The sequence below is a fragment of the Nesterenkonia sp. HG001 genome, from assembly GCF_034438835.1.
Taxonomy (GTDB): Bacteria; Actinomycetota; Actinomycetes; order Actinomycetales; family Micrococcaceae; genus Nesterenkonia; species Nesterenkonia xinjiangensis.
This window is the reverse complement of the sequence record NZ_JAOSZD010000004.1, coordinates 273,206-297,065: the sequence shown is the minus strand read 5'-3', so window position 1 is coordinate 297,065 and position 23,860 is coordinate 273,206. Positions and strand designations below refer to the sequence as shown.

At 69.7% G+C, this 23,860-nt stretch carries 22 protein-coding genes; 18 read left to right on the top strand and 4 right to left on the bottom strand.

The window, feature by feature from the left end:
* Positions 1 to 14: 14 nt before the first annotated feature.
* Positions 15 to 992 (bottom strand): sugar-binding transcriptional regulator, encoded by a 978-nt coding sequence (locus ODE13_RS08925; protein ID WP_322478958.1) that lies wholly within the window; start codon positions 990 to 992, stop codon positions 15 to 17.
* Positions 993 to 1,315: 323 nt separating this feature from the next.
* On the opposite strand from ODE13_RS08925, the gene ODE13_RS08920 reads away from it, so the two are divergent.
* The 13 genes from ODE13_RS08920 (at position 1,316) to ODE13_RS08860 (ending at position 14,874) form a co-directional block, all read left to right on the top strand.
* Positions 1,316 to 2,506 (top strand): zinc-binding dehydrogenase, encoded by a 1,191-nt coding sequence (locus ODE13_RS08920; RefSeq protein ID WP_322478957.1) that lies wholly within the window; start codon positions 1,316 to 1,318, stop codon positions 2,504 to 2,506.
* The gene (locus tag ODE13_RS08915) at positions 2,503 to 4,002 is read left to right on the top strand and encodes an RbtT/DalT/CsbX family MFS transporter (protein ID WP_322478956.1); all 1,500 of its coding nucleotides are present in this window, start codon (positions 2,503 to 2,505) and stop codon (positions 4,000 to 4,002) included. Before ODE13_RS08920 ends, ODE13_RS08915 begins: the two co-directional genes overlap by 4 nt.
* 96 nt (positions 4,003 to 4,098) lie before the next feature.
* Positions 4,099 to 5,805, top strand: coding sequence for a dihydroxyacetone kinase family protein (locus tag ODE13_RS08910; RefSeq protein ID WP_322478955.1), 1,707 nt, complete (start codon positions 4,099 to 4,101; stop codon positions 5,803 to 5,805).
* 68 nt (positions 5,806 to 5,873) lie between these two features.
* Positions 5,874 to 6,347, top strand: a complete 474-nt coding sequence (locus ODE13_RS08905; RefSeq protein ID WP_322478954.1) for a ribose-5-phosphate isomerase — start codon at positions 5,874 to 5,876, stop codon at positions 6,345 to 6,347.
* Positions 6,344 to 7,123, top strand: coding sequence for a GolD/DthD family dehydrogenase (locus ODE13_RS08900; protein WP_322478953.1), 780 nt, complete (start codon positions 6,344 to 6,346; stop codon positions 7,121 to 7,123). The genes ODE13_RS08905 and ODE13_RS08900 overlap by 4 nt, the downstream gene beginning before the upstream one ends.
* Before the next feature lie 138 nt (positions 7,124 to 7,261).
* Complete coding sequence (locus tag ODE13_RS08895; RefSeq protein ID WP_322478952.1) at positions 7,262 to 7,912, top strand: GntR family transcriptional regulator; 651 nt, start codon at positions 7,262 to 7,264, stop codon at positions 7,910 to 7,912.
* A gap of 287 nt (positions 7,913 to 8,199) precedes the next feature.
* Entirely contained in the window at positions 8,200 to 9,294 is a 1,095-nt protein-coding gene (locus ODE13_RS08890; protein ID WP_322478951.1) for a TRAP transporter substrate-binding protein, read from the top strand.
* A complete protein-coding gene (locus ODE13_RS08885) occupies positions 9,291 to 9,920 on the top strand; it encodes a TRAP transporter small permease (RefSeq protein WP_322478950.1) in 630 nt (209 codons plus the stop codon). The genes ODE13_RS08890 and ODE13_RS08885 overlap by 4 nt, the downstream gene beginning before the upstream one ends.
* Positions 9,913 to 11,184: a TRAP transporter large permease gene (locus ODE13_RS08880; protein ID WP_322478949.1), complete on the top strand. Its 1,272-nt coding sequence runs from the start codon at positions 9,913 to 9,915 to the stop codon at positions 11,182 to 11,184. Before ODE13_RS08885 ends, ODE13_RS08880 begins: the two co-directional genes overlap by 8 nt.
* 71 nt (positions 11,185 to 11,255) lie before the next feature.
* On the top strand, positions 11,256 to 12,038 hold the full coding sequence (locus ODE13_RS08875) for an SDR family NAD(P)-dependent oxidoreductase (RefSeq protein ID WP_322478948.1): 783 nt from the start codon (positions 11,256 to 11,258) through the stop codon (positions 12,036 to 12,038).
* Positions 12,031 to 12,906 carry a sugar phosphate isomerase/epimerase gene (locus ODE13_RS08870; protein ID WP_322478947.1) on the top strand — a complete coding sequence of 292 codons (876 nt, stop codon included), beginning with the start codon at positions 12,031 to 12,033 and terminating at the stop codon, positions 12,904 to 12,906. Before ODE13_RS08875 ends, ODE13_RS08870 begins: the two co-directional genes overlap by 8 nt.
* Before the next feature lie 43 nt (positions 12,907 to 12,949).
* Positions 12,950 to 13,867: a transketolase gene (locus ODE13_RS08865; RefSeq protein WP_416210621.1), complete on the top strand. Its 918-nt coding sequence runs from the start codon at positions 12,950 to 12,952 to the stop codon at positions 13,865 to 13,867.
* On the top strand, positions 13,864 to 14,874 hold the full coding sequence (locus ODE13_RS08860; RefSeq protein WP_322478946.1) for a transketolase family protein: 1,011 nt from the start codon (positions 13,864 to 13,866) through the stop codon (positions 14,872 to 14,874). The genes ODE13_RS08865 and ODE13_RS08860 overlap by 4 nt, the downstream gene beginning before the upstream one ends.
* Before the next feature lie 108 nt (positions 14,875 to 14,982).
* On the opposite strand, the gene ODE13_RS08855 is transcribed toward ODE13_RS08860, so the two are convergent.
* A complete protein-coding gene (locus ODE13_RS08855) occupies positions 14,983 to 15,459 on the bottom strand; it encodes a flavodoxin domain-containing protein (RefSeq protein ID WP_179541952.1) in 477 nt (158 codons plus the stop codon).
* A gap of 190 nt (positions 15,460 to 15,649) precedes the next feature.
* Between ODE13_RS08855 and ODE13_RS08850 the strand changes: the two genes are divergently transcribed.
* Entirely contained in the window at positions 15,650 to 17,074 is a 1,425-nt protein-coding gene (locus tag ODE13_RS08850) for a sensor histidine kinase (protein ID WP_322478945.1), read from the top strand.
* Positions 17,071 to 17,856 (top strand): response regulator transcription factor, encoded by a 786-nt coding sequence (locus ODE13_RS08845; RefSeq protein WP_322478944.1) that lies wholly within the window; start codon positions 17,071 to 17,073, stop codon positions 17,854 to 17,856. The genes ODE13_RS08850 and ODE13_RS08845 overlap by 4 nt, the downstream gene beginning before the upstream one ends.
* Before the next feature lie 151 nt (positions 17,857 to 18,007).
* On the opposite strand, the gene ODE13_RS08840 is transcribed toward ODE13_RS08845, so the two are convergent.
* Complete coding sequence (locus ODE13_RS08840) at positions 18,008 to 19,102, bottom strand: carbon-nitrogen hydrolase family protein (protein WP_322478943.1); 1,095 nt, start codon at positions 19,100 to 19,102, stop codon at positions 18,008 to 18,010.
* Between the two features lie 129 nt (positions 19,103 to 19,231).
* Between ODE13_RS08840 and ODE13_RS08835 the strand changes: the two genes are divergently transcribed.
* The 3 genes from ODE13_RS08835 (at position 19,232) to ODE13_RS08825 (ending at position 22,424) form a co-directional block, all read left to right on the top strand.
* Positions 19,232 to 20,176 (top strand): helix-turn-helix domain-containing protein, encoded by a 945-nt coding sequence (locus ODE13_RS08835; protein WP_322478942.1) that lies wholly within the window; start codon positions 19,232 to 19,234, stop codon positions 20,174 to 20,176.
* Positions 20,177 to 20,346: 170 nt separating this feature from the next.
* Entirely contained in the window at positions 20,347 to 21,309 is a 963-nt protein-coding gene (locus ODE13_RS08830) for an ABC transporter ATP-binding protein (RefSeq protein WP_322478941.1), read from the top strand.
* On the top strand, positions 21,306 to 22,424 hold the full coding sequence (locus tag ODE13_RS08825) for an ABC transporter permease (protein ID WP_322478940.1): 1,119 nt from the start codon (positions 21,306 to 21,308) through the stop codon (positions 22,422 to 22,424). The genes ODE13_RS08830 and ODE13_RS08825 overlap by 4 nt, the downstream gene beginning before the upstream one ends.
* Before the next feature lie 61 nt (positions 22,425 to 22,485).
* Here the strand turns inward: ODE13_RS08825 and ODE13_RS08820 are convergent, their stop codons facing one another.
* The gene (locus ODE13_RS08820; RefSeq protein ID WP_322478939.1) at positions 22,486 to 23,823 is read right to left on the bottom strand and encodes a dicarboxylate/amino acid:cation symporter; all 1,338 of its coding nucleotides are present in this window, start codon (positions 23,821 to 23,823) and stop codon (positions 22,486 to 22,488) included.
* Positions 23,824 to 23,860 lie beyond the last annotated feature (37 nt).

Below are 23,860 nucleotides of genomic sequence, written 5' to 3'. Positions count from 1 at the left end.
GGAGAGGCAGCTCCTCAGCGCTTCAGCGCGCGGGCGATGCCGCGGGCGGTAGCCTCATCGGTCACCAGGATGTTGAACCAGCCGGCCCGGGCTCCGGCGATGATGCTGGGCACCTTCTGCGCTCCCGCCGCTGCGGCGATCCGGGTGGGCACGCCCTTGAGGGTGTCTCCGGGGATGCGGACCATCCGCTCGCCTCCGGGGAAAGCGACCTCCTGGCCGTCGTCGTCGTAGAAGGCCAGGCAGACGTCCCCCACCGACCGGACCAGGGAGGGGTGATCCCGCGGCACGGACCGGGCGATCGAGGCCCGGGTCGAGGCGGGGGCGCCCACCCCGACCAGCGCCACCTTGGCGGAGCGCCAATCGTCGACGATCTGCCGGTAGCCAGGGTCGTCCTGGAGCGCCTCGAGGAGCGCCGGGGAGGGCATGGAGGGGGCGAAGAGGTAGTGCGGGTAGCCCCCGGAGGTGACGGTGAAGGCGCGGACGACCTCGTTGGTCTGGTGCCAGGCGTCAGGCTCGGCCTGACCGCCCACAGTGGGCGCGACCACGACGCCGCTGAAGTCGCCGAGGCGCTGCTGGGCCAGCGCGTAGGTGGTCGCTCCGGAGGAGATGAGCATGACGTCGCCGGCGCTGAGCGGGGTGTCGGCCAGCGCATGGCGGGTCGCCGGGCCCAGTCCGGGTCCGAGCCGGTGGGACTGATCACCGGGGGCGAGATGCACCTCATGGAGTCCGAGCAGCTCCTGCAGGGTGCGGCGGAGGTCGTCGGAGCCGACGGCGGTGGGCCGGTGGACACGGATCTCCACGATGCCCAGGCGACGGGCCTCGCCGAGCAGCCGGCTGATGGAGGGGCGGGAGACCTGCAGCTGTTCGGCGACCTGGGCCTGCGTCGCACCCTGCTCGTAGTACATCTGGGCGGCGCGGTAGAGCCGATCGAGCTCGTCGAGCCCGGACTCCTGATCGCCTCCCGGCGGCGCCGGGGTGGGGTCTCGGTCCACTGATGCGCCTTCCAGCTCGGTCCGACAGGTGTCGACCTCAGGCCTCCGATCCCTGGTGGATCGCGGATCTTCGCCGGTCGATGTGACTCTCACCAGAGTATCGTCCGTCACCCCTGCATGCGTGAACATATGTGCTTGACGTTTGTTCCGACCCCGTTACTATGGTCTCACGTGACCTACCACACGTGACGCTCCGCTCACCGGAGACGCCGCCCCAGGGCTCGCCCACCGGCCCGCCGGTCACCTCCGGCCCGCCGCCCCGCCCGAGGACGACGCCGGCCGGCCGCGATGACGCATCCGCCCACCAGCGAGGAACACTCACCATGACCACCACCTCCACCCCCGCCCCCAGCCTCTCCCCCGTCACCACGACGGCACCCGGCGTCGAGATCCCCGGCACCATGCGTGCCGTCGTCGTCCACGGCCCGGAGGACTACCGGCTCGAGCAGCGCCCCGTGCCCACTCCCGGGCCGGGCGAGCTGCTGCTGCGCACCGACGCCGTCGGCGTCTGCGCCTCGGACCTGAAGTGCTACCACGGCGCCGAGAAGTTCTGGGGCGGCGAGCACAAGGACGCCTGGGCCGAGACGGACCGCATCCCCGGGCACGAGTTCGTCGGCACCGTCGTCGCCGCCGGAGACGGCGCGCTGGAGTCCCGCGGCGTGGCCTTCGGCGACCGTCTGGCCTGCGAGCAGATCGTCCCCTGCGGCGACTGCTTCTACTGCGGCCGCGGCATCTACTGGATGTGCGAGCCCCATGACATGTTCGGATTCAAAGGCTTCGACGGGGCCATGGCCGAGTACGTGCTGATCCCCGTGCAGGCGCTGACCCACCCAGTCTCCACCGACCTGCCGGGCCAGTTCGCGGCCTTCTCCGAGCCGCTCTCCTGCGCCATGCACGCCGTGGAGCGCGGCGGCATCCAGTTCGAGGACACCGTGGTGATCGCCGGCGCAGGACCCATCGGCCTCTCCGCCATCGCCGGGGCGCGGCAGAAGAACCCGCTGCGCATCATCGCCCTGGACATGGTCGAGGAGAAGCTCGAGCTGGCCAGAGCCTGCGGAGCCGACGTCACCATCAACATCGCCGAGGAGGACGCCGTCGCGAAGGTCAAGGAGCTGACCGGCGGCTACGGCGCCGACGTCTACATCGAGGCCACCGGCCACCCCTCCGCCGTCGGCCAGGGCCTGAACCTGCTGCGCAAGCTGGGCCGCTTCGTGGAGTACTCCGTGTTCAAGGACAAGGCCTCCGTGGATTGGTCGATCATCTCCGACGACAAGGAGCTCGACGTCCTCGGAGCTCACCTCGGCCCGCACTGCTGGCCCGCGGCGATCAAGCTGATCGAGGACGACAAGCTTCCCATGGAGCGCATCTGCACCCACCAGTACCCGCTGGAGCGTTTCCAGGACGCTCTGAACATGGTCGCCGACTCCTCCGGCCAGTCGGTGAAGGTCTCGATCCTGCCCAACGGCCCGGTCCCTGCCGGCACGGCGAACAACCTCCAGGACGGTGAGGCATGAGCACCTCGACGACGTCCCGCACCTCCGGCACGGCGAGCGCCGGCCCGCTGCCTGCGGGCCACCCCGACGAGTCCCGGCTGGACCGGCTGGGCATGCCCCACGTGCTGCGCTTCGGCTTCTTCGGCCTGCTGCTGGTCATGACAGGTGTCGGAGTGGAGTCCAACATCCTCACCCCGCACATGGTGGAGGTGCTCGGCTCCCCCGAGGCCACCGTCTCAGCCATCATCACCGGTCATTCCGTCTCGGTGCTCATCGCTTCCTACCTGGGCGGGTCGCTCTCCGACCTGTTCGGACCCCGTCGGATCATGGCCGCCGGTGCGGTGATCTTCGTGGTCTTCCAGGTGCTGTTCCTGGTCTCCCTGGCCGCCGGCAGCCTGGAGCTGGCCGCTATCACCTACTTCCTGCGCGGCTTCGGATTCCCGATGTTCGCCTTCGCCTTCATCGTCTGGGTCAACATCACCGCCCCGCCGGAGAGGAACTCCACGGCGATCGGCTGGTTCTACGTGATGTACACCGGCGGCCTCCCCACGCTGGGTTCGCTGGTCGCCCTCGGAGCGATCCCAGCCTTCGGCGGCGGCGGAGAGGGCGGCGTCGGAGAGACCGGCGCCATGTGGCTGGCCGGCGGACTGGTCGCGCTCGGGTTCCTGCTGGCCCACTTCGGGATCCGCGACGAGCGCGGCCGGCACCGGCTGGCCCCGGCCGGCGAGTCCGCCTCCCAGGTGCTCACCGCCGGGATCCGACTGACCTTCACCAACCGCCGGGTCGCGATGGGCTTCATGATCCGCCTGATCAACACCGCCCCGCAGTTCGGCATGTTCATCATGCTGCCCGTGGTGATCTCCACGACCCTGGGCTGGGGCCAGTCGCGCTGGCTGGCGATGACCGTGGCCGTCTACGCCACCAACATCCTGGTCAACGCCGTCTTCGGCGCCATCGGGGATCGCTGGGGCTGGCGCCGGACCGTGAAGTGGTTCGGCATCACCGGGTCCGCCGTCGGCCTGCTGCTGTGGTGGTACGTCCCCCACATGGTGCCGCCCGGATCCACCTGGGGCTACGTCCTCTCGGTGGTCGCCGGCTGCATCTTCGGCTGCCTGCTGGCCGGATTCGTCCCGATGGGCGCCATCATGCCGGCCCTGGCCCCCGACCATCGGGGGGCCGCCATGGCGATGTACACCACCGCCGCTGGTGGTGCGATCTTCGTCGGCTCCGCCGTGGTGGCGATCGTGTTCAACGTCGCCAGCTGGATCGGGATGAGCGACTTCGCCCGCAACTCGCTGGTGGTGTGGATCTTCGTCGCCCTCTATGCCTGCGCCTTCGTCATGATCCGCCATCTGAAGGTCCCCCAGGACGAGATCAAGGAGAAGCACGGGAAGCTCTTCGGCCGCCGGCAGGTGCCGCTGACCGAGGAGGCGGTCGACCCCGCGCAGCCTCTGCCGGTGGACCCGCAGGGCGGCTCACCTGCCCAGACCGACCCCCGGACCGCCTCGACACGATGACCGCACGACGACGGCGGCTCCGGCCACACCGGCCGGTCCGCCGTCGTCGCCCCTCCCACGCATCCGTTCGCCATCCCGCCCAAGGAGACCCCCGCCGTGACCACTCTGTTCAATGACCCGGCCAGCTTCATGGAGGATCAGCTCGCCGGCTTCCTCGACGCCTTCTCCGACCGCCTCCACGGTGTCGACGGCGGAGTGGTCTCCACAGCGCCGCAGTCCAACCCTGAGGTCGCCGTCGTCGTCGGCGGAGGCTCCGGACACTACCCGGCCTTCTCCGGCCTGGTGGGCCCCGGGCTGGCCCACGGCGCCGTGATCGGCAACATCTTCACCTCCCCTTCGGCCAGCCGCGCCTGCTCCGTGGGCCGCGCCGCGGACAACGGCCGGGGCGTGATCTTCACCTTCGGCAACTACGCCGGGGACACCATGAACTTCGGCCTGGCCACCCAGCGCCTGGCCGCCGAGGGAATCGACGCCCGCGTCGTGGTGGTCACCGATGACATCGCCTCCGCCGAGGAGCCGGAGAAGCGCCGCGGCATCGCCGGTGACCTCACCGTGTTCAAGGTGCTGGGCGCCGCCGCCGCCGAGGGTCTGAACATCGACGCCGTCGAGGCCGCCGGGAACCACGCGAATGCGATGACCCGCACCCTGGGTGTCGCCTTCTCCGGCTGCACCATGCCCGGGGCCGAGGAACCGCTGTTCCAGGTCCCCGAAGGCCACTTGGGCCTGGGACTGGGCATCCACGGCGAGCCCGGCATCAAGGACGTGCCGATGCTGCGCGCCGAGGAGCTCGCCGCCCTGTTCGTGGAGCGCGTGCTGGCGGAAGCGCCTGCCGGCGCCGGGACACGCGTCGCCGCTGTGCTCAACGGCCTGGGCACCACCAAGTACGAGGAGCTGTTCCTGGTCTGGGGCACCGTGGCCGCGCTGCTGCGCGACCGCGGCTACGAGGTGGTCCAGCCCGAGATCGGCGAACTGGTCACCAGTCTGGACATGGGCGGCTGCTCGCTGACCCTGATGTGGCTGGACGAGGACCTGGAGCGCTGGTGGACCGCCGACGCCTACACACCTGCCTTCAAGCGGGTGGCCTCCGCGCTGCCGGCCGGCACCGGCGCCCGCACGAGCGTCACCGCCCAGGCGCCGCAGGCCGAGGTCCCCGTGGCCGGCGAGGCAGGGCAGGATCTGGCCGCCCAGGTGCGCGCCGCGGCCGCCGACCTGGCCGTGCTGCTGGAGGAGAAGTCCGAGGAGCTGGGCCGCATCGACGCCGTCGCCGGGGACGGAGACCACGGCCGAGGGATGCTGCGCGGCGTCCTTGCCGCCCTGGCCGCCGTGGAGCAGGTTCCCCCACATGCCGGCGCGTCCGAGGTGATCCGCGCAGGTGGACGGGCCTGGGCCGACGACGCCGGCGGCACCTCCGGGGTGCTGTGGGGCGCGGCCCTGGAGGCCGCTGCGGCCACGCTCGACGACGACGCCGACTCCTACTCGGCGCAGGATGCCGCCGCGGCGGTGCGCGCCTTCCAGGAGTCCATGCAGCAGCTGGGTCGAGCCCGAGTCGGCGACAAGACCCTGCTGGACTCGCTGGTGCCCTTCGTCGAAACTCTCGAGGCCGCCGTCGTCGCTGGCGATCCGCTGGCCACCGCCTGGTCCGAGGCCAGCGCCGAAGCCACCCGGGCCGCCGAGACCACCCGGGACCTGCGCCCGGCGGTCGGCCGTGCCCGGCCGCTGGCGGAGAAGAGCCTGGGCACTCCGGACGCCGGGGCCGTCTCCATGGCGATGATCCTGCACCGCGTGGGAGAGCACCTGCGCTGAACCGTCCGCGCAGGGCGACGACACCTCCCCTGCCCCATCACAGACCACACCCGAGGAAAGGACAGACCATGAGCAGGAAGCTGCGACTGGTGGTCGGCTGCGACGATGCCGGCTACGACTACAAAGAGACCCTGAAGGCCGACTTCGAGGCGGATGACCGCGTGGAGTCCGTGGTCGACGTCGGGGTGGACGCCGACGGCCACACCCCTTACCCGCATATCGCGGTCGACGCGGCCCAGCTGGTCGCCGACGGCAAGGCCGACCGCGCCCTGCTGATCTGCGGCACCGGTCTCGGTGTGGCGATCTCCGCGAACAAGGTGCCGGGCATCCGCGCCGTCACCGCCCACGACCCCTTCTCCGTGGAGCGCTCGGTGCTTTCCAACAACGCCCAGGTGCTGTGCATGGGTCAGCGCGTGGTCGGCAAGGAGCTCGCCCGCAAGCTGGCGAAGGAGTGGCTGGACCACGAGTTCGACACCTCCAGCGCCTCTGCCGAGAAGGTCGCCGCGATCAGCAAGTACGAGCAGACCGGGAGCTGCGGGTGAGCTCGGCCGGCGCCGCACTGTTCGACCTCACCGGCCGGGTCGCCGTGGTGACCGGCGGCGCCTCCGGCCTCGGCCAGGCGATCGCCCACGGCTTCGCTCGGCAGCACGCGAAGGTCGTGCTGGCTGATCTGGACGCGGACCGGCTCACCGCCACGGCCGAGCAGCTGCGCGCCGCGCACCCCGACGGCGGCGGCGTGGACACGCGGCGTCTGGACGTCATCGACGCCGAGGCGGTGGAGGAGACGCTTGCCGCCGTCGTCGCCGACCACGGGGCGGTGGACATCCTGGTGAACTCTGCCGGGATCGTGGCGCTGGATCCGGTGGAGCAGGTGCCCGTCGAGACCTGGGAGAAGGTGCTGCAGGTGAACCTCACCGGCACTTTCCTCGCCTGCCGGGCCGCGGGCCGGCACATGAAGGCCGCCGAATACGGGCGCATCGTGAACATCGCCTCCCAGGCGGCGCATGTGGCGCTGGAGCACCACGCCGCCTACGGGGCCTCGAAGTCCGGGCTGTTCGGGCTCACGGCGTCGCTGGCCCGCGAGCTGGGTCCCCACGGGGTCACCGCCAACACCATCTCCCCCACCGTGGTGATGACCGAATTGGGCCGTCAGGTCTGGGACGGCCCGCACGGTGAGGCGCACCAGGCCGAGATCCCCACCCGACGGTTCGCCGAGCCGGAGGAGATCGCCGCGGCCGTCGTCTACCTGTCCTCGCAGGAGGCGGCGATGGTCAACGGCGCCGATCTGCGCATCGACGGCGGGTTCACCATCGTCTGAGCAGCCCCCCCGGTGCCTCTGCGGTTCGGGCCCTTATGACGCGATATTCGCCGTCATAAGGGCCCAAGACGCGGAGGCATCGTGGTGGACGACGCCGGACCACGTCAACTGTCGACACATGTCGGTAAGCTTGACGCCATGCCGAACCCGCGACTGCCCAAGCTGAACCGCATGACCCTTCGCGAACAGGTGCTCGAGTCGCTGCGCGAGGCCGTTCTCAGCGGAACTTTCCGGCCGGGCGATCACCTAGCCGAGACTGAGCTGGCCGAGAGCTACGGGGTCAGCCGCGGCACGGTGCGGGAGGCGCTGCGGACCCTCCAGCAGGCCGGACTCGTCACCGGCGACTCGCGCGGAAAGGTCCGGGTCCGCACTCTGAGCCCCGGGGAGATCGGCGAGATCTTCCGTGTGCGCGCCGCCCTGGAGACCCTGGCCGTGGAGGAGATCATCGCACGCGGCGACGCCCCCGCGGTCGCCGCCGAGCTGCACACCCTCCTCCCGCCCGCCCAGGAGGACGACGTCGACTACCTCCGGCGGCTGGAGCTCGACCTGGCGTTCCACCAGCGCCTCTGCGAGCTCTCCGGCAACGCCACGCTCATGGAGACCTGGGCCGGTCTGGAGGACCGGATGCGCGTGGTCATGTTCTCCCCCGGCCAGGGCGACCCCGTCGACATCATGAACGCCGACCATCACGCCCCCTTGGTGGAGGCCATCGCCGCCGAAGACCCGGTCGGCGCCAGAGCGGCCTTCTTCGCCCACATGGACGAGGCCGCCCGGCGCTGGAGCGCCTGAGGGGACACCTCGAGGCCTCCCCTCCCGACCCTTCCCAGCCCTTCCCCTCTCTCCTCGTCCAGTTCGCCTGAGCGGCGCTGGGACGATTCCGCAGCCCGCTCACCCTGGTGATGCGCGCTCTCCTGCCTGAGCATTCGCACGTTCCCGCTCTGTCAACATCTTTTTACCAACTGTTGACAGTTGACGCCAGGGCCCGCATGATGGTGAGCCAGCGCACGTGATGCGCACCACCTGCAGAAGAACCTCGACCCCATCCCCATGCCCAGCTGTGACACGAGGAGTGTCCCGTGACATCCCAGCCTTCCGACCCACGAGGCCCCGGCCGGTCCCACTGCCGCCGCTCCCCCCGGCGCCCCCGCGGCCTGCGGGCCACCGCCGTCCTCGGCGTCCTGGCCCTCACCGCAGGCCTCGCCTCCTGCGGCACCGGCGCCGATGCCGAGGCCGACGACTCCCGCCGCCTGCTGCTCGGTCACGGAGCCGAACCGGGCAACCCGCGGTCCCTGGCCGCTGAGCACTTCAGCGAACGCGTGGCCGAGGAGACCGATGGACGCATCGAGGCCCAGGTGCTGGGCCAAGAGTCTCTCGGCTCCGACAGCGACATGATGGTCTCCGTCGCCTCGGGCACGCTGGACATGTCGGTGAACTCCCAGGGGCCCTTCTCTCCAGTGGTCCCCGAGGCCAACCTGGTGGGTCTGCCGTTCCTCTTCGAGAACAGCGAGCACGCCTACGAGGTCATCGACGGGGAGGCCGGCGACCACCTGGCCGCCGAGGCCGAAGAGCGCGGCTACCACGTGCTCGCGTGGTGGGACAACGGCGTCCGCGACATCACCAACAGCACCCGCCCCATCGAGGACGTCGAAGACCTGCGCGGGCTCCAGATCCGCACCCCGGACGACCCGATGACCATCGACATCTTCCGCTCCCTCGGTGCCTCCCCCACCCCGATGGCCTTCGGCGAGCTGTACCTGGGCCTGCGCCAAGGCGCGGTGGACGGGCAGGAGAACCCTGTGGTGAACATCCACTCCTCCTCGCTCCACGAGGTCCAGGACCATCTGGCCGTCACCGGCCACAAATACGAGCTGAACCCCTTCGTCATCTCCACACAGACCTGGGCCACGCTCGACGAGGAGGACCAGGAGCTGCTCTCCGAGCTGGCGATCGAGGCCCGCGACCACCAGCGGGCGCTCATGCAGAAGCAGACCGAGGAGATCTACAGCGAGTACGAGGACACCCTCGAGGTCACCCATCCGGACCGCGAGGCCTTCCGCGAAGCCACCGGGGACGTCTACGAGTCCTGGCGGCAGGAGCACCCCGAGTTCTACGAGCTGATCACCGAGGCCGCGGAGCAGACCCGCGCCACGCACGAGGAGGACGCGCCGTGAACACCCGCCCCACTCCCCAGGAGACGCGCGACGACGAGCGCTTCCTCTCCGAGGCCGACCTCGCCGAGATCGAGCGGCCGGACACGGAGATCGTCATCCCCCGCGCCGGAGATCCGATCAACGAGGCCTTCCGGAAGGTCGGCGCCACCATCGCGGTGAGCTCACTGCTGATCGTCTGGGTGCTGCTGCTGGTCGCCGTCGTCCTCCGATACGCGACCGGCTCCTCCATGGACTTCGCCACCGAGCTGCCCGCCTATCTGTACCCGTGGATCATCGCCGGCGGCGTCATCGTGGCCATGGCGCTGGGAGGCCACATCGCCGTGGACTTCGTGCTCACCCGGCTCGGTCCGCGCGGCGCACAGGGCACCCAGGTGGGCATCTGGGTCTTCAGCGGCACGCTCTTCGCCGTGATCACAGTGCTCTCGCTGAGCCTGGTCGAGCCGCTGCTCGCCCAGATCACCCCGATCCTGGGCTGGCCACGATTCGGCAGCTTCGCCGCCTTCATGCTGATGGCGGCCTGTCTCTCGGTGCAGAGCTTCGCCCGGGCCTGGTCCTTCGCCCGCGGGCGGACAGACGACGTCACAGCCGATGCCGCCGGCGCGAAGGAGGAGGTCTACGGTGTCTGAGATCCTATTCGCGATGATCGCCCTGCTGGCGCTGCTGGCAGTGGGCGTGCCGGTGGCCTTCGCCATCCTGGCCGCCACCCTGGTGGGCCTACTGCTGGTGGGCGACTTCCCGCTCCACGTGGCCACCCAGGCCTCCTTCCAGCCCACCGGGGACTTCCTGCTGCTGGCGATCCCCTTCTTCATCCTCACTGCGGACCTGCTGGCCAACGGCACCCTGGGCCGTCAGGTCATCGGTCTGGCCACGCGCATCGTGGGTCGCTTCCGAGGCGGTGTCGGGCAGTCCAGCGTGGTCACCTCGCTGGTGTTCTCCGGAGTCTCCGGCTCGGCGGTGGCCGACGCCTCAGGTCTGGGCCGAGTGCTGATCCCCTGGACCAAGAAGGTCGGGTATCCGGCCTCCTACGCGGCGGCCGTGAACTCCTCGACGTCGATCCTCGGAGTCATCATCCCGCCGTCGATCCCGATGATCCTGTTCGCGGCGACCTCCGGCGCCTCGGTGGCGGCGGTCTTCGCCGCCGGTGTGGTGCCGGGCATCATTCTGGCGGTCGGCATGCTGTTCGTCTGTTGGTTCGTCGCCCTCCGCAACGGCTTCCCCCGGGTGCGGGTCAGGCTGACCCCGAAGCGGCTGCTGAAGGACGTGCTGCTGGCGCTTCCCGCGATCGTGCTGCCGGTGCTGATGATCCGCCTGGTGCTGCTCTACGGCGTCGCCACGGTCACCGAGGTCTCGGTGCTGGCCGCCCTCTATGCGGTGGTCCTGCGGGTGACGATCTACCGGGACCTCTCGGTGAAGGGCTTCCTGCAGTCGATGATCTCCACCTCCGCCGCCACCGGCGTGGTGATGCTGCTGATTATGACCTCCTCCGCGCTGAGCTGGCTGCTCACCGTGCAGGAGCTGCCTCAGCGTCTGGCATCTCTGGTCCTGGACACCGTGGACGCCCCGTGGCTGATCATGCTGGCCATGATCGTCCTGCTGCTGCTGGTGGGGATGTTCCTGGACATGTCTCCGGCGATCCTGCTCCTCACCCCGGTGCTGCTGCCGCTGGCAGACCGCATCGGGATGGACCCTGTACATCTCGGAGTGGTGATGGTCCTGGCCCTGGCGATCGGCCTGTTCACGCCGCCGGTGGGCACCACTCTGTACATCTCTTCATCCATCGGTGAGGTCAAGGTCGAACAGACCGTCAGAGCCCTGCTCCCCTTCTATGCAGTGGCGATGCTGGTCCTGCTGCTGATCGCCTTCGTCCCCTCGCTGCTGGTCACGCTCTAAGGCATGTCCTCCCGCTGAACAGCTGACCACCCGATCGAACCCCGCCCGACATCTGTGAAAGGAACACCACTGTGAACCACCACTCCACCGCGCCCGCGCCGCAGCGCACCGCCGTCATCACCGGCGCAGCCTCGCCCCGCGGCATCGGCCGTGCCACGGCCCGCCGTTATGCCCTCCAGGGCTGGGCCGTCGCGCTGCTGGACCTTGACGGCGACGGTGCCAGCGCCGCCGCAGCTGAGATCGCTGAGGAGACGGGCGTCTCGGCGCTGGGCGTTCCTGTGGACGTGACGAAGAAGGACTCCGTGGTGGCCGCCGCAGAGGCCGTGCGCTCCTCCGGGCTGCCGCCGGTCGGCGCGTTGGCCAACATCGCGGGGCTGGCCTCGCCGGTGCCGTTCCTGGAGGTCGACCTCGAGCTGTGGCAGCGCGTCATGGATGTGAACCTCACCGGGACGTTCCTGGTGACCCAGGCTTTCCTGCCGGACATGCTCCAGCACGGCTACGGCCGGGTGGTGAACATGTCCTCGGTCTCCGCCCAGCAGGGTGGCGGGGTGTTCTCCAAGACCCCGTACTCCGCCGCGAAGGCCGGAATCCTGGGGCTGACCCGCTCGCTGGCCCGTGAGGTCGCCGAGCACGGGATCACCGTCAATGCGATCTCCCCGGGTGTGGTGGACACCGACATCCGCGCAGGCGCCACCGACGAGGAGAACGAGGCACGGCTCTCGGCCGCGGTGCCGATGCGACGCCAGGGCAGCGCAGAGGAGATCGGAGCCCTGGTGGTGTGGCTCTCCGGCATCGACGCCGGATACATCACCGGCGGCACCCACAACATCAATGGAGGGGCGTACATTGCCTGAGGCCACGCAGGAGCCTGCGTCGGAGACTTCCCTGGGGAGACCCGCCGCATCTGTCGGGGACCCACGGGTCGGAATCTCCACGATCTCCTTCCGGCACCGCACCTTCCAGGACGCCCTGCGGATCATCGCCGAGCTTGGCGCGACCGAGGTGGACCTCGGTGCGATCCCCGCGGTGGTGGACCACGTGCCGGTCCCCTTCACCGGTGACCCCGCCTCCTACGTCGAGGCGCTCCAGCACCACGGGCTGCACGGCGGGGCCGTGAACGCCGACGTCGGGGACCTCAACGACCCTGCCCTGGCCCCGGAGAGACTCACCCATGTGGCCTCGGGACTGGCCGATCTTGCCGCCGCCGTCGGAGGCACGCTGATCGTCCCCTGCGGACGATCCTCCTGGGAGCCCTTCCAGGACGAGGAGACGGATCTGCAGGTCATCGCGGGGAACCTGCGTCTGCTGGCGCGGATCTGCGCCGACCGGGGTGTGCGGCTGCAGGTGGAGCTGCTGCACCACCTGCGCTATGTGCACTCAGTGGAGCGTGCGCAGAAGGTCCTCGACAGCGTCGGGGAGGAGATCTTCGGGCTGCTCTTCGACGTCTCGCACATCGTGGCCTCCGGGGACGACCCGATCGCCTGGCTGCGCAGCTGCGCCCCTCGCGTGGAGCGGGTCCACCTGCGCGACGCCGTCCCGGGCGACCTGAACCTCGGCATCGGACGCGGCCAGGTGGACTTCGCTTCGGTGATCTCCGCGCTGGAGGCGGCAGACTTCACCGGCACCTACATCCTCGAGCTGGAGACCCATGACATCGCCGAGGAGGACCGCGAGGACGACGCCGCGCGCAGCCGCGCCGAGATCCTCAGACTGCTGGCCTGAAACCACCGCTGATCTCCCTCACGACCGCAGAGGAAGGACCACCATGAGCACCGCACCACAGCCCGGTATGCGCGCACCGATGCGCGACCGCGGCCTCGACGTCAGGGTGAAGTCAGCCCAGGAGGCCGCCTATCAGATTCGGATGGGCGTCCTCGAGCAGGGCGAGGCCCAGGGGGAGGGTTACGTCGGCCAGGCGCTCGGCGCGGCCGACCTGCTCGCCGTCGCCTACACCGACCAGATGCACCTGGACCCGGCGAACCCCGACTGGGAGGGCCGCGACAGGTTCCTGCTCTCCATCGGGCATTACGCCCTGGCCGTGTACTCCGCACTGGCTGAAGCCGGGACGATCCCCCGCGAGGAGCTGACCACCTACGCCGCTGACGGCTCCCGGCTGCCGATGTCGGGGATGTCCACCTACACCCCCGGCATGGAGATCTCCGGCGGATCCCTGGGCCACGGGCTCGGCATCGCGGTGGGCACCGCGCTGGGGCTGCGCCACCAGGGCCGCGGGCAACCCCTGGTGCTCAATCTGCTCTCCGACGGTGAGCTCGACGAAGGGTCCACCTGGGAGGCCGCGATGAGCGCGAGCCATTTCGAGCTGGGGAACCTGATCGCCCTGGTGGACATGAACGGCATGCAGGCCGATGGGCGCACTGAGGACGTGATGCGCAACGAACCCCAGGTAGAGCGCTGGGAGTCCTTCGGCTGGCACGCCCAGCGGGTGGACGGCCACGACGTCGAAGCGCTCATCCGAGCCTTCGACTCGGCCGCCGAGGGGGCATCCCCCACCGGGCGCCCGCATGTCATCATCTGCGACACCGTGCTCGGGAAGGGCGTGCCGATGCTCGAGAGTCGGGAGAAGCTGCACTTCATGAAGATCGCCGAGGAGGAATGGCCGCTCTGCAAGGAGCAGCTGACCGCCGGCCACAGGTCCGACGAGACTGAGGAGGACGTCCGATGAGCACCTCGAACACCGCGGAGCAGAAGCCGCTGCGGTCGGCGGCGATGATCGCCTCGATCGCCGACCCCGGCGTCGAGACCACCCGGGCACCCTTCGGGCACGCGCTCAACGCCGTGGCCGCACAGGACGAACGGATCGTCGGCCTGACGGCAGATCTGGGCAAGTACACCGATCTGCACATCTTCGGCCGAGAGCACCCGCAGCGCTACTACCAGATGGGGATGGCCGAGCAGCTGATGCTCGGAGCAGCCGCCGGCATGGCGCAGACCGGACTGGTGCCGTTCGTGACCACCTACTCGGTGTTCGCGACCCGCCGCGCCTACGACTTCCTGTGCCTGGACATCGCGGAGCCCGAGCTCAACGTCAACGTCATGGCGGCGCTGCCCGGACTGACCACCGGCTACGGGCCATCGCATCAGGCCACCGAGGACATCTCGATCCTGCGTGGCATGCCGAACCTGACCATCGTGGACCCGGCCGACGCCGTCGACATCGAGCAGGCCGTCCCCCAGCTGGCCGCCGCCCCCGGTCCCAGCTACACCCGCCTGCTGCGCGGGGCCGTGCCGCGGGTTCTCCACGAATACGACTACAGCTTCGAGCTGGGAAAGGCGAAGCTGGTGCGCCCGGGCACGGATGTGCTGCTGATCGCCAGCGGCCTGATGACCATGCGCGCGCTGCTGGCCGCGGAGAAGCTCGCCGCCCACGACGTCGACGTCGCGGTGCTGCACTGCCCCACCATCAAGCCCTTCGACGCCGAGACGGTGCTGGCCGAGATCGACTCGCCGCGGCTGACGCTCACCTGCGAGAACCACACGGTGATCGGCGGGCTGTTCGAGTCTGTGGCGGCCGCGCTGGCCCGGCGGCCCGTCGGCAGACCGGTGCACCCCATCGCGCTGCCCGATGAGTTCCTCGACGCCGGGGCGCTGCCGACCCTGCACGACCGTTACGGCCTCTCGACCGACGCCGTCGTCGCGCGCGTGCTGACGGAGCTCGACGCCCAGGGCTGAGATCCGGCCCGACGTGTTGCCTCTGCAGTTCGGGCCCTTATGACGCGATATTCGCCGTCATAAGGGCCCGAACCGCGGAGACAACATGGAGAGTGGCGTGCAGGAGCCTCAGCTGATGCCGTAGGCCAGCAGCGAGCTGGCCCAGTCCTCGATGGCCGGCCAGTCGCGGAAGTCGGCGTCCTTCGGAGCCTTGGCGACGGTCAGCTGCACCTTCTCGAAGAAGCTGATCTTCTCCGCGTCGATGGCGCCCCGGAAGTACGCCATCTCCCGGTGCGGATGCTGACGCAGGGCCGCGTAGAGCGGCTCGTCGAGCCGGGGCCCGCCGCCCACCGCGAAGAGGAACAGCGGCTTGCCGCTGAGCTCGGTGCGGTTGCTGTCCAGGAACAGCTTCCCGGGCCCGTAGAGCGCCTGCCGGTAGACGGGCAGGCCGACGACGACGTTGTCCGCCTCGTACAGCCACTGCCCGGCCTCGGAGACGTCCTTCACATGGGTGGCGACGCCGCGCGCATTCAGCGTGGTGGCGATCCGCTCACCGATCTCCGCCGTGGAGCCGTGCTTGCTCGCCGTGACGACCAACGTGGTCATGAGGGCATCCACCTTTCCCAGTCCTGAGATGCTTCTCTGAGTCTACTGACTCCTCGCCCCGGGCAGAACGCGACGACGATGGCGCGCCCGCACAGATCGGGCTACCCTCCCCTTCAGTGACCTCTGACAGAGATCGCGCCCAGAGCCCCCTGGCGCTCCGCACGCCGCCGCCCACTGCAGGAGGACCCCGATGACGGCGCCCGAGTCTGAATCCGCCGCGACGTCTCCCGCTGCCTCGACAGCCCGATCCGGGGTCTCTGCGGACTCTGACGAGTGGCGACGGCGCGGTCCCACCACGGAAGAGCTGCACCACGACATGCTGATCGCGCTGGCCCTGTTCTGCGGGGCGGTGCTGTCACTGACCCTCGGCCGCGGGCTGGGCTTCTATGAGGATCCTGCCGGTCCCGTGGTCTCGGTCCTGTGCCTGGCGCTGCTGCACCTGCCGGTCGCGTGGCGACGCCGGCGTCCGGCCGTCGTCGCCGTCGTGGTGGCCGGGGCCATGATCCTCAGCGGCGAGCTGCGGGTGCCGGAGCTGCTCATCAGCAACATCTCCATCTTCCTGGTCCTCTACACGCTGGGCGCGTGGAGGGCCCGGGACCGGGCTGCCCGCATCGCGCGCTGGACGGTGGTGGCCGCGATGGCGGCCTGGCTCCTGGTCTCGTTCATCCGCATCTCCGTGGAGCCGATGTTCGACTCCGACGAACCTCTGGCGCCGGGGGCGCTGACCCCTGCGCTGGCCATGATCCTGTACCAGCTGCTCACCAACGTCCTGTTCTTCGCCGGCGCCATCTGGTTCGGCCACCGGGCGTGGGAGTCCGCCCGGGACCGTGCCCGGGCCGAAGAGCGCGCCGAGCAGCTGCGCGCCGAGCGGGCCCTCGTCGCCCAGCAGACCATCGCGCTGGAGCGGCTCCGCCTGGCCCGCGAGCTGCACGACTCGGTGGCCCATCACGTCTCCCTCATGGGGATCCAGGCGTCCGCCGCCCGGACGGTGCTGCCCACCGATCCCGGCGAGGCCGAACGGTGCATCCGGCGCGTGGAGGACGCCGCCCGACGCTCCGTGGCGGAGCTGCACCACCTGCTGGGCGTGCTGCGCACGCACGACCAGGACGCCGTCACCAGCACCCTGCGCGCCGAGCACATCCCCGACCTGATGGAGCAGCTGCGCAGCGCTGGCATCGCCGTGGACCATCAGGTGCACGGGGATCCGCGGCCCCTGGAGCCGCTGGCCTCCCTGACCCTGTACCGGGTGGCCCAGGAGTCGCTGACGAACGTGCGCAAGCATGCCGGCCCCTCCGCCCAGGCGAGCCTGCGAATCCGGTGGCGCGGCGCCTCCGTGGAGCTCGAGGTCACCGACGACGGCGGCGGCCCTGCCGCCCAGCGCCCCGCCGGTGCCCGGACGCCCTCACGCCCCGCGGGAGGGCATGGCCTTCAGGGGATGCGTGAGCGGGCCGCGGCCGCCGGGGGTCGCCTGGAGACCGGTCCCTCCCCCGAGGGCGGCTTCATGGTGCGGGTCGAGCTGCCGCTGGACGTCGCGGCGGCGAGCACGGCGGCCGGCACCGCCGACTCCCCCGACTCCGGCACCGAGCCAGCCCTGGCCTTCGAGGAGAGACTGTGACGCACGCATCGGAGGTGCCCGCCTCACAGGCTCCTGCACCGCAGACGCCCGTGTCAGGTACGCCGTCGGCACCAGAGGCCCCCGTCCGGGTGCTGCTCGCCGACGACCAGCCGCTGCTGCTCCAGGGTATCGCCACGATCCTGAACGCGCAGCCAGATCTGCAAGTGATCGGCACCGCCTCCTCGGGGCAGGAGGCGGTGGAGATGGCCGAGCGACTGCGCCCGCACGTGATCTGCATGGACATCGAGATGCCAGGCATGGACGGCATCGAGGCCACCGCTCGAGTGCGGGGATCCGGGACGGCGGAGGTCATCATGCTGACCACCTTCAACCGTGAGGACTATCTGCTGCGCGCGTTGCAGGCCGGCGCCAGCGGGTTCCTGCTGAAGACCGCCTCTCCCGAGCAGCTCGCCGAGGGCATCCGCACCGTGGCCGGCGGCGAGGCGCTGCTGGCCCCTGAGGTCACCCGGTCGCTGATCCGCCGAGCGGTCAGGTCCGGAAACCCGCGCGACGCGGACGTCCACGACGGCGGCCTGGGCACCCGGGAGCCACGCGGAGGGATGGCGCCGGACCCCCTGAGTGAGCGCGAGGTGGAGGTGCTCAGCCTGGCGGCCCGGGGACTGTCGAACGCGGAGATCGGTGTGCGGCTGTTCATCGGAGCGGAGACCGTGAAGACGCATATGTCCCGAGTGCTGGCGAAGCTGCATCTGCGCAACCGCGTGGAGGCCGTCGCCTACGCCTACCACCATCGGATCGTCACCCCGGACGGAGACCCCACCTGAGGTCCCGACCGCGATGGACCGACAGCCTGCATGCGTCCATGCTCGGTCACAGATGACGAACGACACCTCAGGGCGGTGCTGGTGACGCCCCGCACCGCCCTGAGCCATTGCGCGTCTCCCGCATCTCACCAACCCCGTGGACGGCACGGCGTCATTCGACCGCCCCCGCATCGGACGCCTTCTCCTGCTCGGCCTCTTGGAGGCCGCTCTCCGGAGGCAGGATCTGCGGATCCTCTCGGTGTCCGCCTCGCGTCACGCGGGGCTGTTGCTGATCGTTGAACCGCAGCTGCAGGACGTCCGGTCGCGAGTAGTGACCCACCGGATCGGCAGCGTTCTTAGCGGCCAGGATCGCGGAAAGATCGAGATCTGCGTACAGGATGCCTTCCTCGTCCGGCGCAAGCGGTTCGGCGAGCATCCTCCCGTCGGGAGCGAAGATCCGTGCGTATCCGCCGCCGGGGTGGATGAGTCCGCGTTTCTCTTCCGTGTCGGCGAAGATCCGGAGCCCCGCTTCACCGACGACTGCAGATGCGGCAAGCACGAAAGTCTGTCCCTCGACGGCGTACTGCTGCGAGGCTGCCGTATTGACCTCTGGGCCCAGTGCGTACACGGCCCCTGGGAAGATCGAGAAGCTGGGCCACGAGGCGATGTGGATCTGCTCGTGCTGGGAGAACAGCGCGTACTTGCTCAAGGGCTGGAGATGTTCCCAACAGCAGAGGGAGCCGATCCTCCCGAGACTCGTCTCAGTGACGATCAGGTCCGAGCCGTCGCCCTCGCCGAAGACCGTACGCTCCACATGCGTGGGCTTGAGCTTGCGCCGGGCGGAGACCAGGGTGCCGTCTGCCTCGATGACGGCCTGTCCCATGTACAGCGATCCGGCATCCCGCTCGCTGTACCCGAGGCCGACGACGATGCCGGACCGGCGGGCGGCATCCTGGATCGCCCGCATCTCTCGCCCCTCGACCGTGAGCGAGTTCGCGGCGTAGGGCACGGTGAACTGGGACTGCCAGGCCACCGAGTCGAGCCAGATCCACCAGGGATAGTTGGGGATCCAGGTCTCTGGGAAAGCGATGATCTCAGCACCGTGGTCAGCGGCTTCTCTGATCAGCTCGACTGTCTTCTCGACGGCCCCTTCGAGGTCAAGCCAGACCGGCTCCTGCTGAACCACCGCGGCCCGTACAGTGCGCGTGTAGTTGATGTCCATGAGTGTCTCCAGATCCTCTCGGAATGTGCTGGTGATCACCATCATGGACGTCCAAGGGGCCGGAGAGAGAGGCGATCTGCGCAGGGTCTTCCGACGATCCGCGCCCCGCCGCCGACCCGTGGGTCCGCCGCATCCGCTCTTGTCCAGCCGACCTCTCGTCTCTATCCTCAGACTATGGAGCACCATGTCGCCGACAGCTTCGGCCACTGGAGCGAGATCTGCAGCAGGAGCTTCGTCCCTCTCCTTGCCTGCCCGAGGACTCTGACGACCTGCGCAGATGATGACTTCACGGCGCACATCACCACGCGTCATCTGGGTCCAGTGCGCCTCGCCCACGTCTCCTCCGGGGCCTCGCGGATCGTCCGCTCAGGCCGACTGATCGCCGCCGAACCGCGGGAAGATGTGCTGCTGTCGCTCCAGATCGCTGGCGCCGGCACGGTGACCCAGGGCGGCCGACAGGCCGACCTGAGTCCGTCCCAGGCAGCCCTGTATGAAACTGACCGGCCCTATGAGCTCCGCTTCGACCGTCCGATGAGCGAGTACGTCGTCCAGGCTCCCCGGTCTCTGGTGCGCATCGCCCCAGCTGCGGCCCGACGATCGACGGCGATTCCCGTGGCTGGACGGTCCACCGCCGTGCTTCGTCATGTCGTCCAGGAGCTGCTCACAGCCGAGGAGTCGCTTGATGCCGTGCAGGACGAGATGTATGGCCACATCGTGCTCGAGCTGCTGGCCGACGGCATCCGTACCCTCGACGACGGCGAAGCCGAGGGCGCTCTCTCGGGAGAATCCCTCGTCGCCTCGGCGCAGGCGATCATGGAGCGGGACAGCGCGGACCCACAGCTCACCATCGAGAGTGTGGCGCGCCGCCTGGGGATCTCCCGTCGATCCCTGGAGAAGCTCTTCGCCGACCATGGCGCCACGACGCCGGCGGCTCACCTGCGCCGTGCCCGCCTGCGGCGCGCCGAACGCCTGCTGGTCCGGAGCGACGCCACCATCGCTGCCATCGGCTATGCGGCGGGGTTCAGCGACGAGCGCACCTTCTATCGCGCTTTCCGCCGATGTCATGACATGCCGCCGAACGAATGGCGCACACGGCAGGGGCGACACCATGGCGGCTGAGCCCCTGACACCCCGTCTGCGCCAGCCCTGCGAGCGGCACCCGGCCGCCACGATGACGACCCGTCGCATACGACGATGACCGTCACCAGAGCGTGAAGTCCGCATTCTTCACCGGCAGGATCCCCCGGTCGGGGGATCCGCCTGTCGGTGCTCCGGCCTAGGCTCGGAGCATGCTCGAACTCGACTCCGTCTGCAGGTCCTATTCCGGTCGCCAGGTGCTCCACGACGTCTCCTTCTCCCCCCGGAGGGGCAGGCTGACCGGCTTCGTCGGCGGCAACGGCGCCGGGAAGACCACCACTATGCGCATCACCCTCGGCGTCCTGGACGCCGATTCCGGCACCGTCCGGCTCGACGGCACCCCTGTGAGCCCGGCGTCCCGCGTCCGGTTCGGCTACATGCCGGAGGAGCGCGGACTCTACCCCAAGATGCGGGTGGCCGAGCAGCTCAGCTACCTGGCGCGCCTGCATGGCTTCGACCGCCATGAGGCCCGGCGTCGAGCCGAAGCTCTGCTGGCCCGCCTGGACCTCACGGAGCGCGGCGATGACCCGCTGGAGTCGCTGTCCCTGGGGAACCAGCAGCGAGTCCAGATCGCCGCGGCCCTGATCCACGACCCGGACGTCCTGATCCTCGACGAGCCGTTCTCCGGGCTGGACCCGATGGCGGTCGAGGTCGTCCTCTCCGTGCTCACCGAGCAGGCCGAGGCGGGCGCCGTCGTGCTCTTCTCCTCCCACCAGCTGGACGTCGTGGAGCGGCTCTGCGATGACCTGGTGATCATCGGCGCCGGCCGGATCCTGGCGCAGGGAGGGCGGGAGGAGCTGCGCGAGCGGCACGGCACCCGGCGCTATGAGCTCGTCACCGAGGACGACGCCGGCTGGGTCCGGGATGTCCCCGACGTCGAGATCGACGAGTCTGCCGCCGGGCGAGTGCTGTTCCGCGCCGGAGCCGAGACCGCCCAGCAGGTGCTGCAGCGCGCCGCCCAGCAGGGCCCGGTCCTGCGCTTCACCCCGCTGCTGCCCAGTCTCAGTGAGATCTTCAAGGACGTCGCCGCACAGGTCGATGACACACAGGTCGACGCCACAGAGCCGCGCACGGAACAGCCCACCCACCACCCGGAGAAGGAGGTCGCCCGATGAGCGCCCCCTCGCCCACCCTCTCCCCCGCGCCGCTGAGCGTCGGCCAGGCCTCGCTGCTGGTGGCCGAACGGGAGATCACCTCCCAGGTGCGCAGCAAGGCGTTCCTGATCAGCCAGCTCATCACCATACTGTTCGTCGCCGGCGGCATCGTGGCCATGGGTCTCTTCGGCGGCGGGGAGGACGATGCCCCGGAGGTCGCCGTCGTCGACGCCGGCCAGGCGGCCGAGGCTCTCCCCTCCGACGGCCTGGAGCGTGTGGAGGCCGCCGACATGGCTGCCGCCGAGGAGCTGCTGCGCGACGGTGACGTGGAGGCGATCATCACCGCCGACGCACACTCCCTGGTGGGCCTGCAGGTGATCGGCTTGGACTCCGAGCCCGCCGATGTCGCCCAGCTGCTCTCCGCCTCCCCGACGCTGAGCACGCTCGAGGACGAGAGCGACGGTGGGCTGCGCATGGTCGTGGCGATGTTGTTCGGCCTGGTCTTCATGATGCTCTCGATCACTTCGGGCATGATGATCGTGCAGAACACCATCCAGGAGAAGCAGTCTCGGATCGTTGAGATCCTGCTCTCCTCGATCACGGCGCGGTCTCTGCTGGCCGGCAAGGTGCTGGGCAACTCGGTGCTGGCCATCGGTCAGGCGGTGGTGATCGCCGCGGCCGCCGCCGCGGCCCTGATGCTCTCCGGACAGCAGGACGTGCTCGACATGCTCACCGTGCCGATGCTGTGGTTCGTGCTGTTCTTCATGCCCGGATTCGTGCTGATCGCCGCTATGTTCGCCGCCGGTGCGGCACTGGTCTCCCGGCAGGAGGACTCGGGAGCGGTGATCACTCCCACGATGATGCTGAGCATGATCCCGTACTTCGTGGTGGTCTTCTTCCACGACAACTCGCTGATCATGACCATCGCGTCCTATGTGCCGTTCAGTGCGCCGGTGGCCATGCCGCTGCGGATGTTCTTCAACGAGGCGATGTGGTTCGAGCCGATCCTGGCTCTGGCCGTGCTGCTCGCCGCAGCCGTGGCGTTCATGCTCATCGCCGCTCGGGTCTACAGCCGCTCGCTGCTGCGCACCGGCCAGCGGGTCCCCCTGCGGGAGGCCCTGGGCTCAAGCCGCTGACCCGCCCGTCCGGTGTCAGCCGGTCACGTCTCGGCCGGTGTCAGTCTCAGCCGGCGCCGGACTAGCCGGTGCCTGCCTCGTCCTCCTCGTCGACCTCGCCGACCTCCGGCGGGGCGTCGGGGTCCACCAGCATTCCGGGTTCGGACTTCGCGATGATCCGGGTGCCGGTCAGGTCACCGGCGACGTTGCACAGGGTGCGGCCCATGTCCAGGATGGCGTCGATGCCGGCCACCAGCGCCACCGGCGCCATGGGGAGCCCGGCGGCGGTGACGGCCATGGTGAGCATGATCAGCCCGGCACCGGGCACTCCGGCGGTGCCGATGGACGCGAGCACGCCCACGGCGGCCACGGTGGCCAGCTGCGTCAGGGTCAGCTGCGTGCCGGTGACGTTGGCGATGAACACCGTCGCCGCGCCCACATAGATGGCAGTGCCGTCCATGTTGATGGTCGCGCCCAGCGGGAGCGTGAAGGAGTAGACGCCCTTGCGCACGCCGAGCCGCTCGGCGGCGCGGATGCTGACCGGCAGGGTGCCGCTGGAGGAGCGGGTGACGAAACCGGTGAGCATGGGCTCCTTGGCCTCGCGGAAGAACCGGCCCACCGGCGCACGGAACAGCAGCAGGATCAGGGCGTAGACGGCGATCTGCAGGATGATGCTGCCGTAGACCACGCCGGTCAGCGAGGCCAGCGGCAGCAGCGCATCGGCGCCGGTCTCCCCCACCACCACGGCGATGAGCGCGAACACACCGATGGGTGAGTACTGCAGCACCCCGCGGATGACGAGGAACACCAGCTCCACGCCGCCGTCGACGAATCGACGCAGATGCATGGCCAGTCCGGCGAGGTGGTCGTCGGTGCTGTCCTGCATGAAGGCCAGCGCGACGCCGACGGCCAGGGCGAAGAACATCACCGCCAGCACCTCGCCCTCGGCGAGAGCGCTGAAGATGTTGTCCGGCACGATGCCGGTGAGGACCTCCGCCAGCGGCGGGGCCGTCTCCTCGTCGACCTCCGCGTCGCCGGGCAGGCTCAGTCCGGCGCCGGGAGAGACCAGCAGCGCGACGCCGATGCCGATGGTCATCGCGAAGGCGGTGGTGACCAGGTAGTAGACGAAGGCCTTGCCGCCGATGCGTCCCAGCGTCTTCGGCGAGACGGAGGCGACCCCGGCGATGAGGGTGAGCAGGATCAGCGGCATCACCAGCATCGTCAGCAGCCGCAGGAAGATGTCCCCCAAGGGCTGCACGACGGCGATCGGCGGTCCGACCACCAGCCCGGCGACGACGCCGAGCACCAGGGCGACAGCGAGCTTCCAGATGAGTGGGACGTCCAGGTACCAGCGCCACGGGGACCGACGCGACGCCGTCGGCTCCTCTGCTCCGGTGCGGGATGGGGAGGATCCGGCCATGTCATGCCTCTCCTGTAAGGCGGACCTGTCACGATCC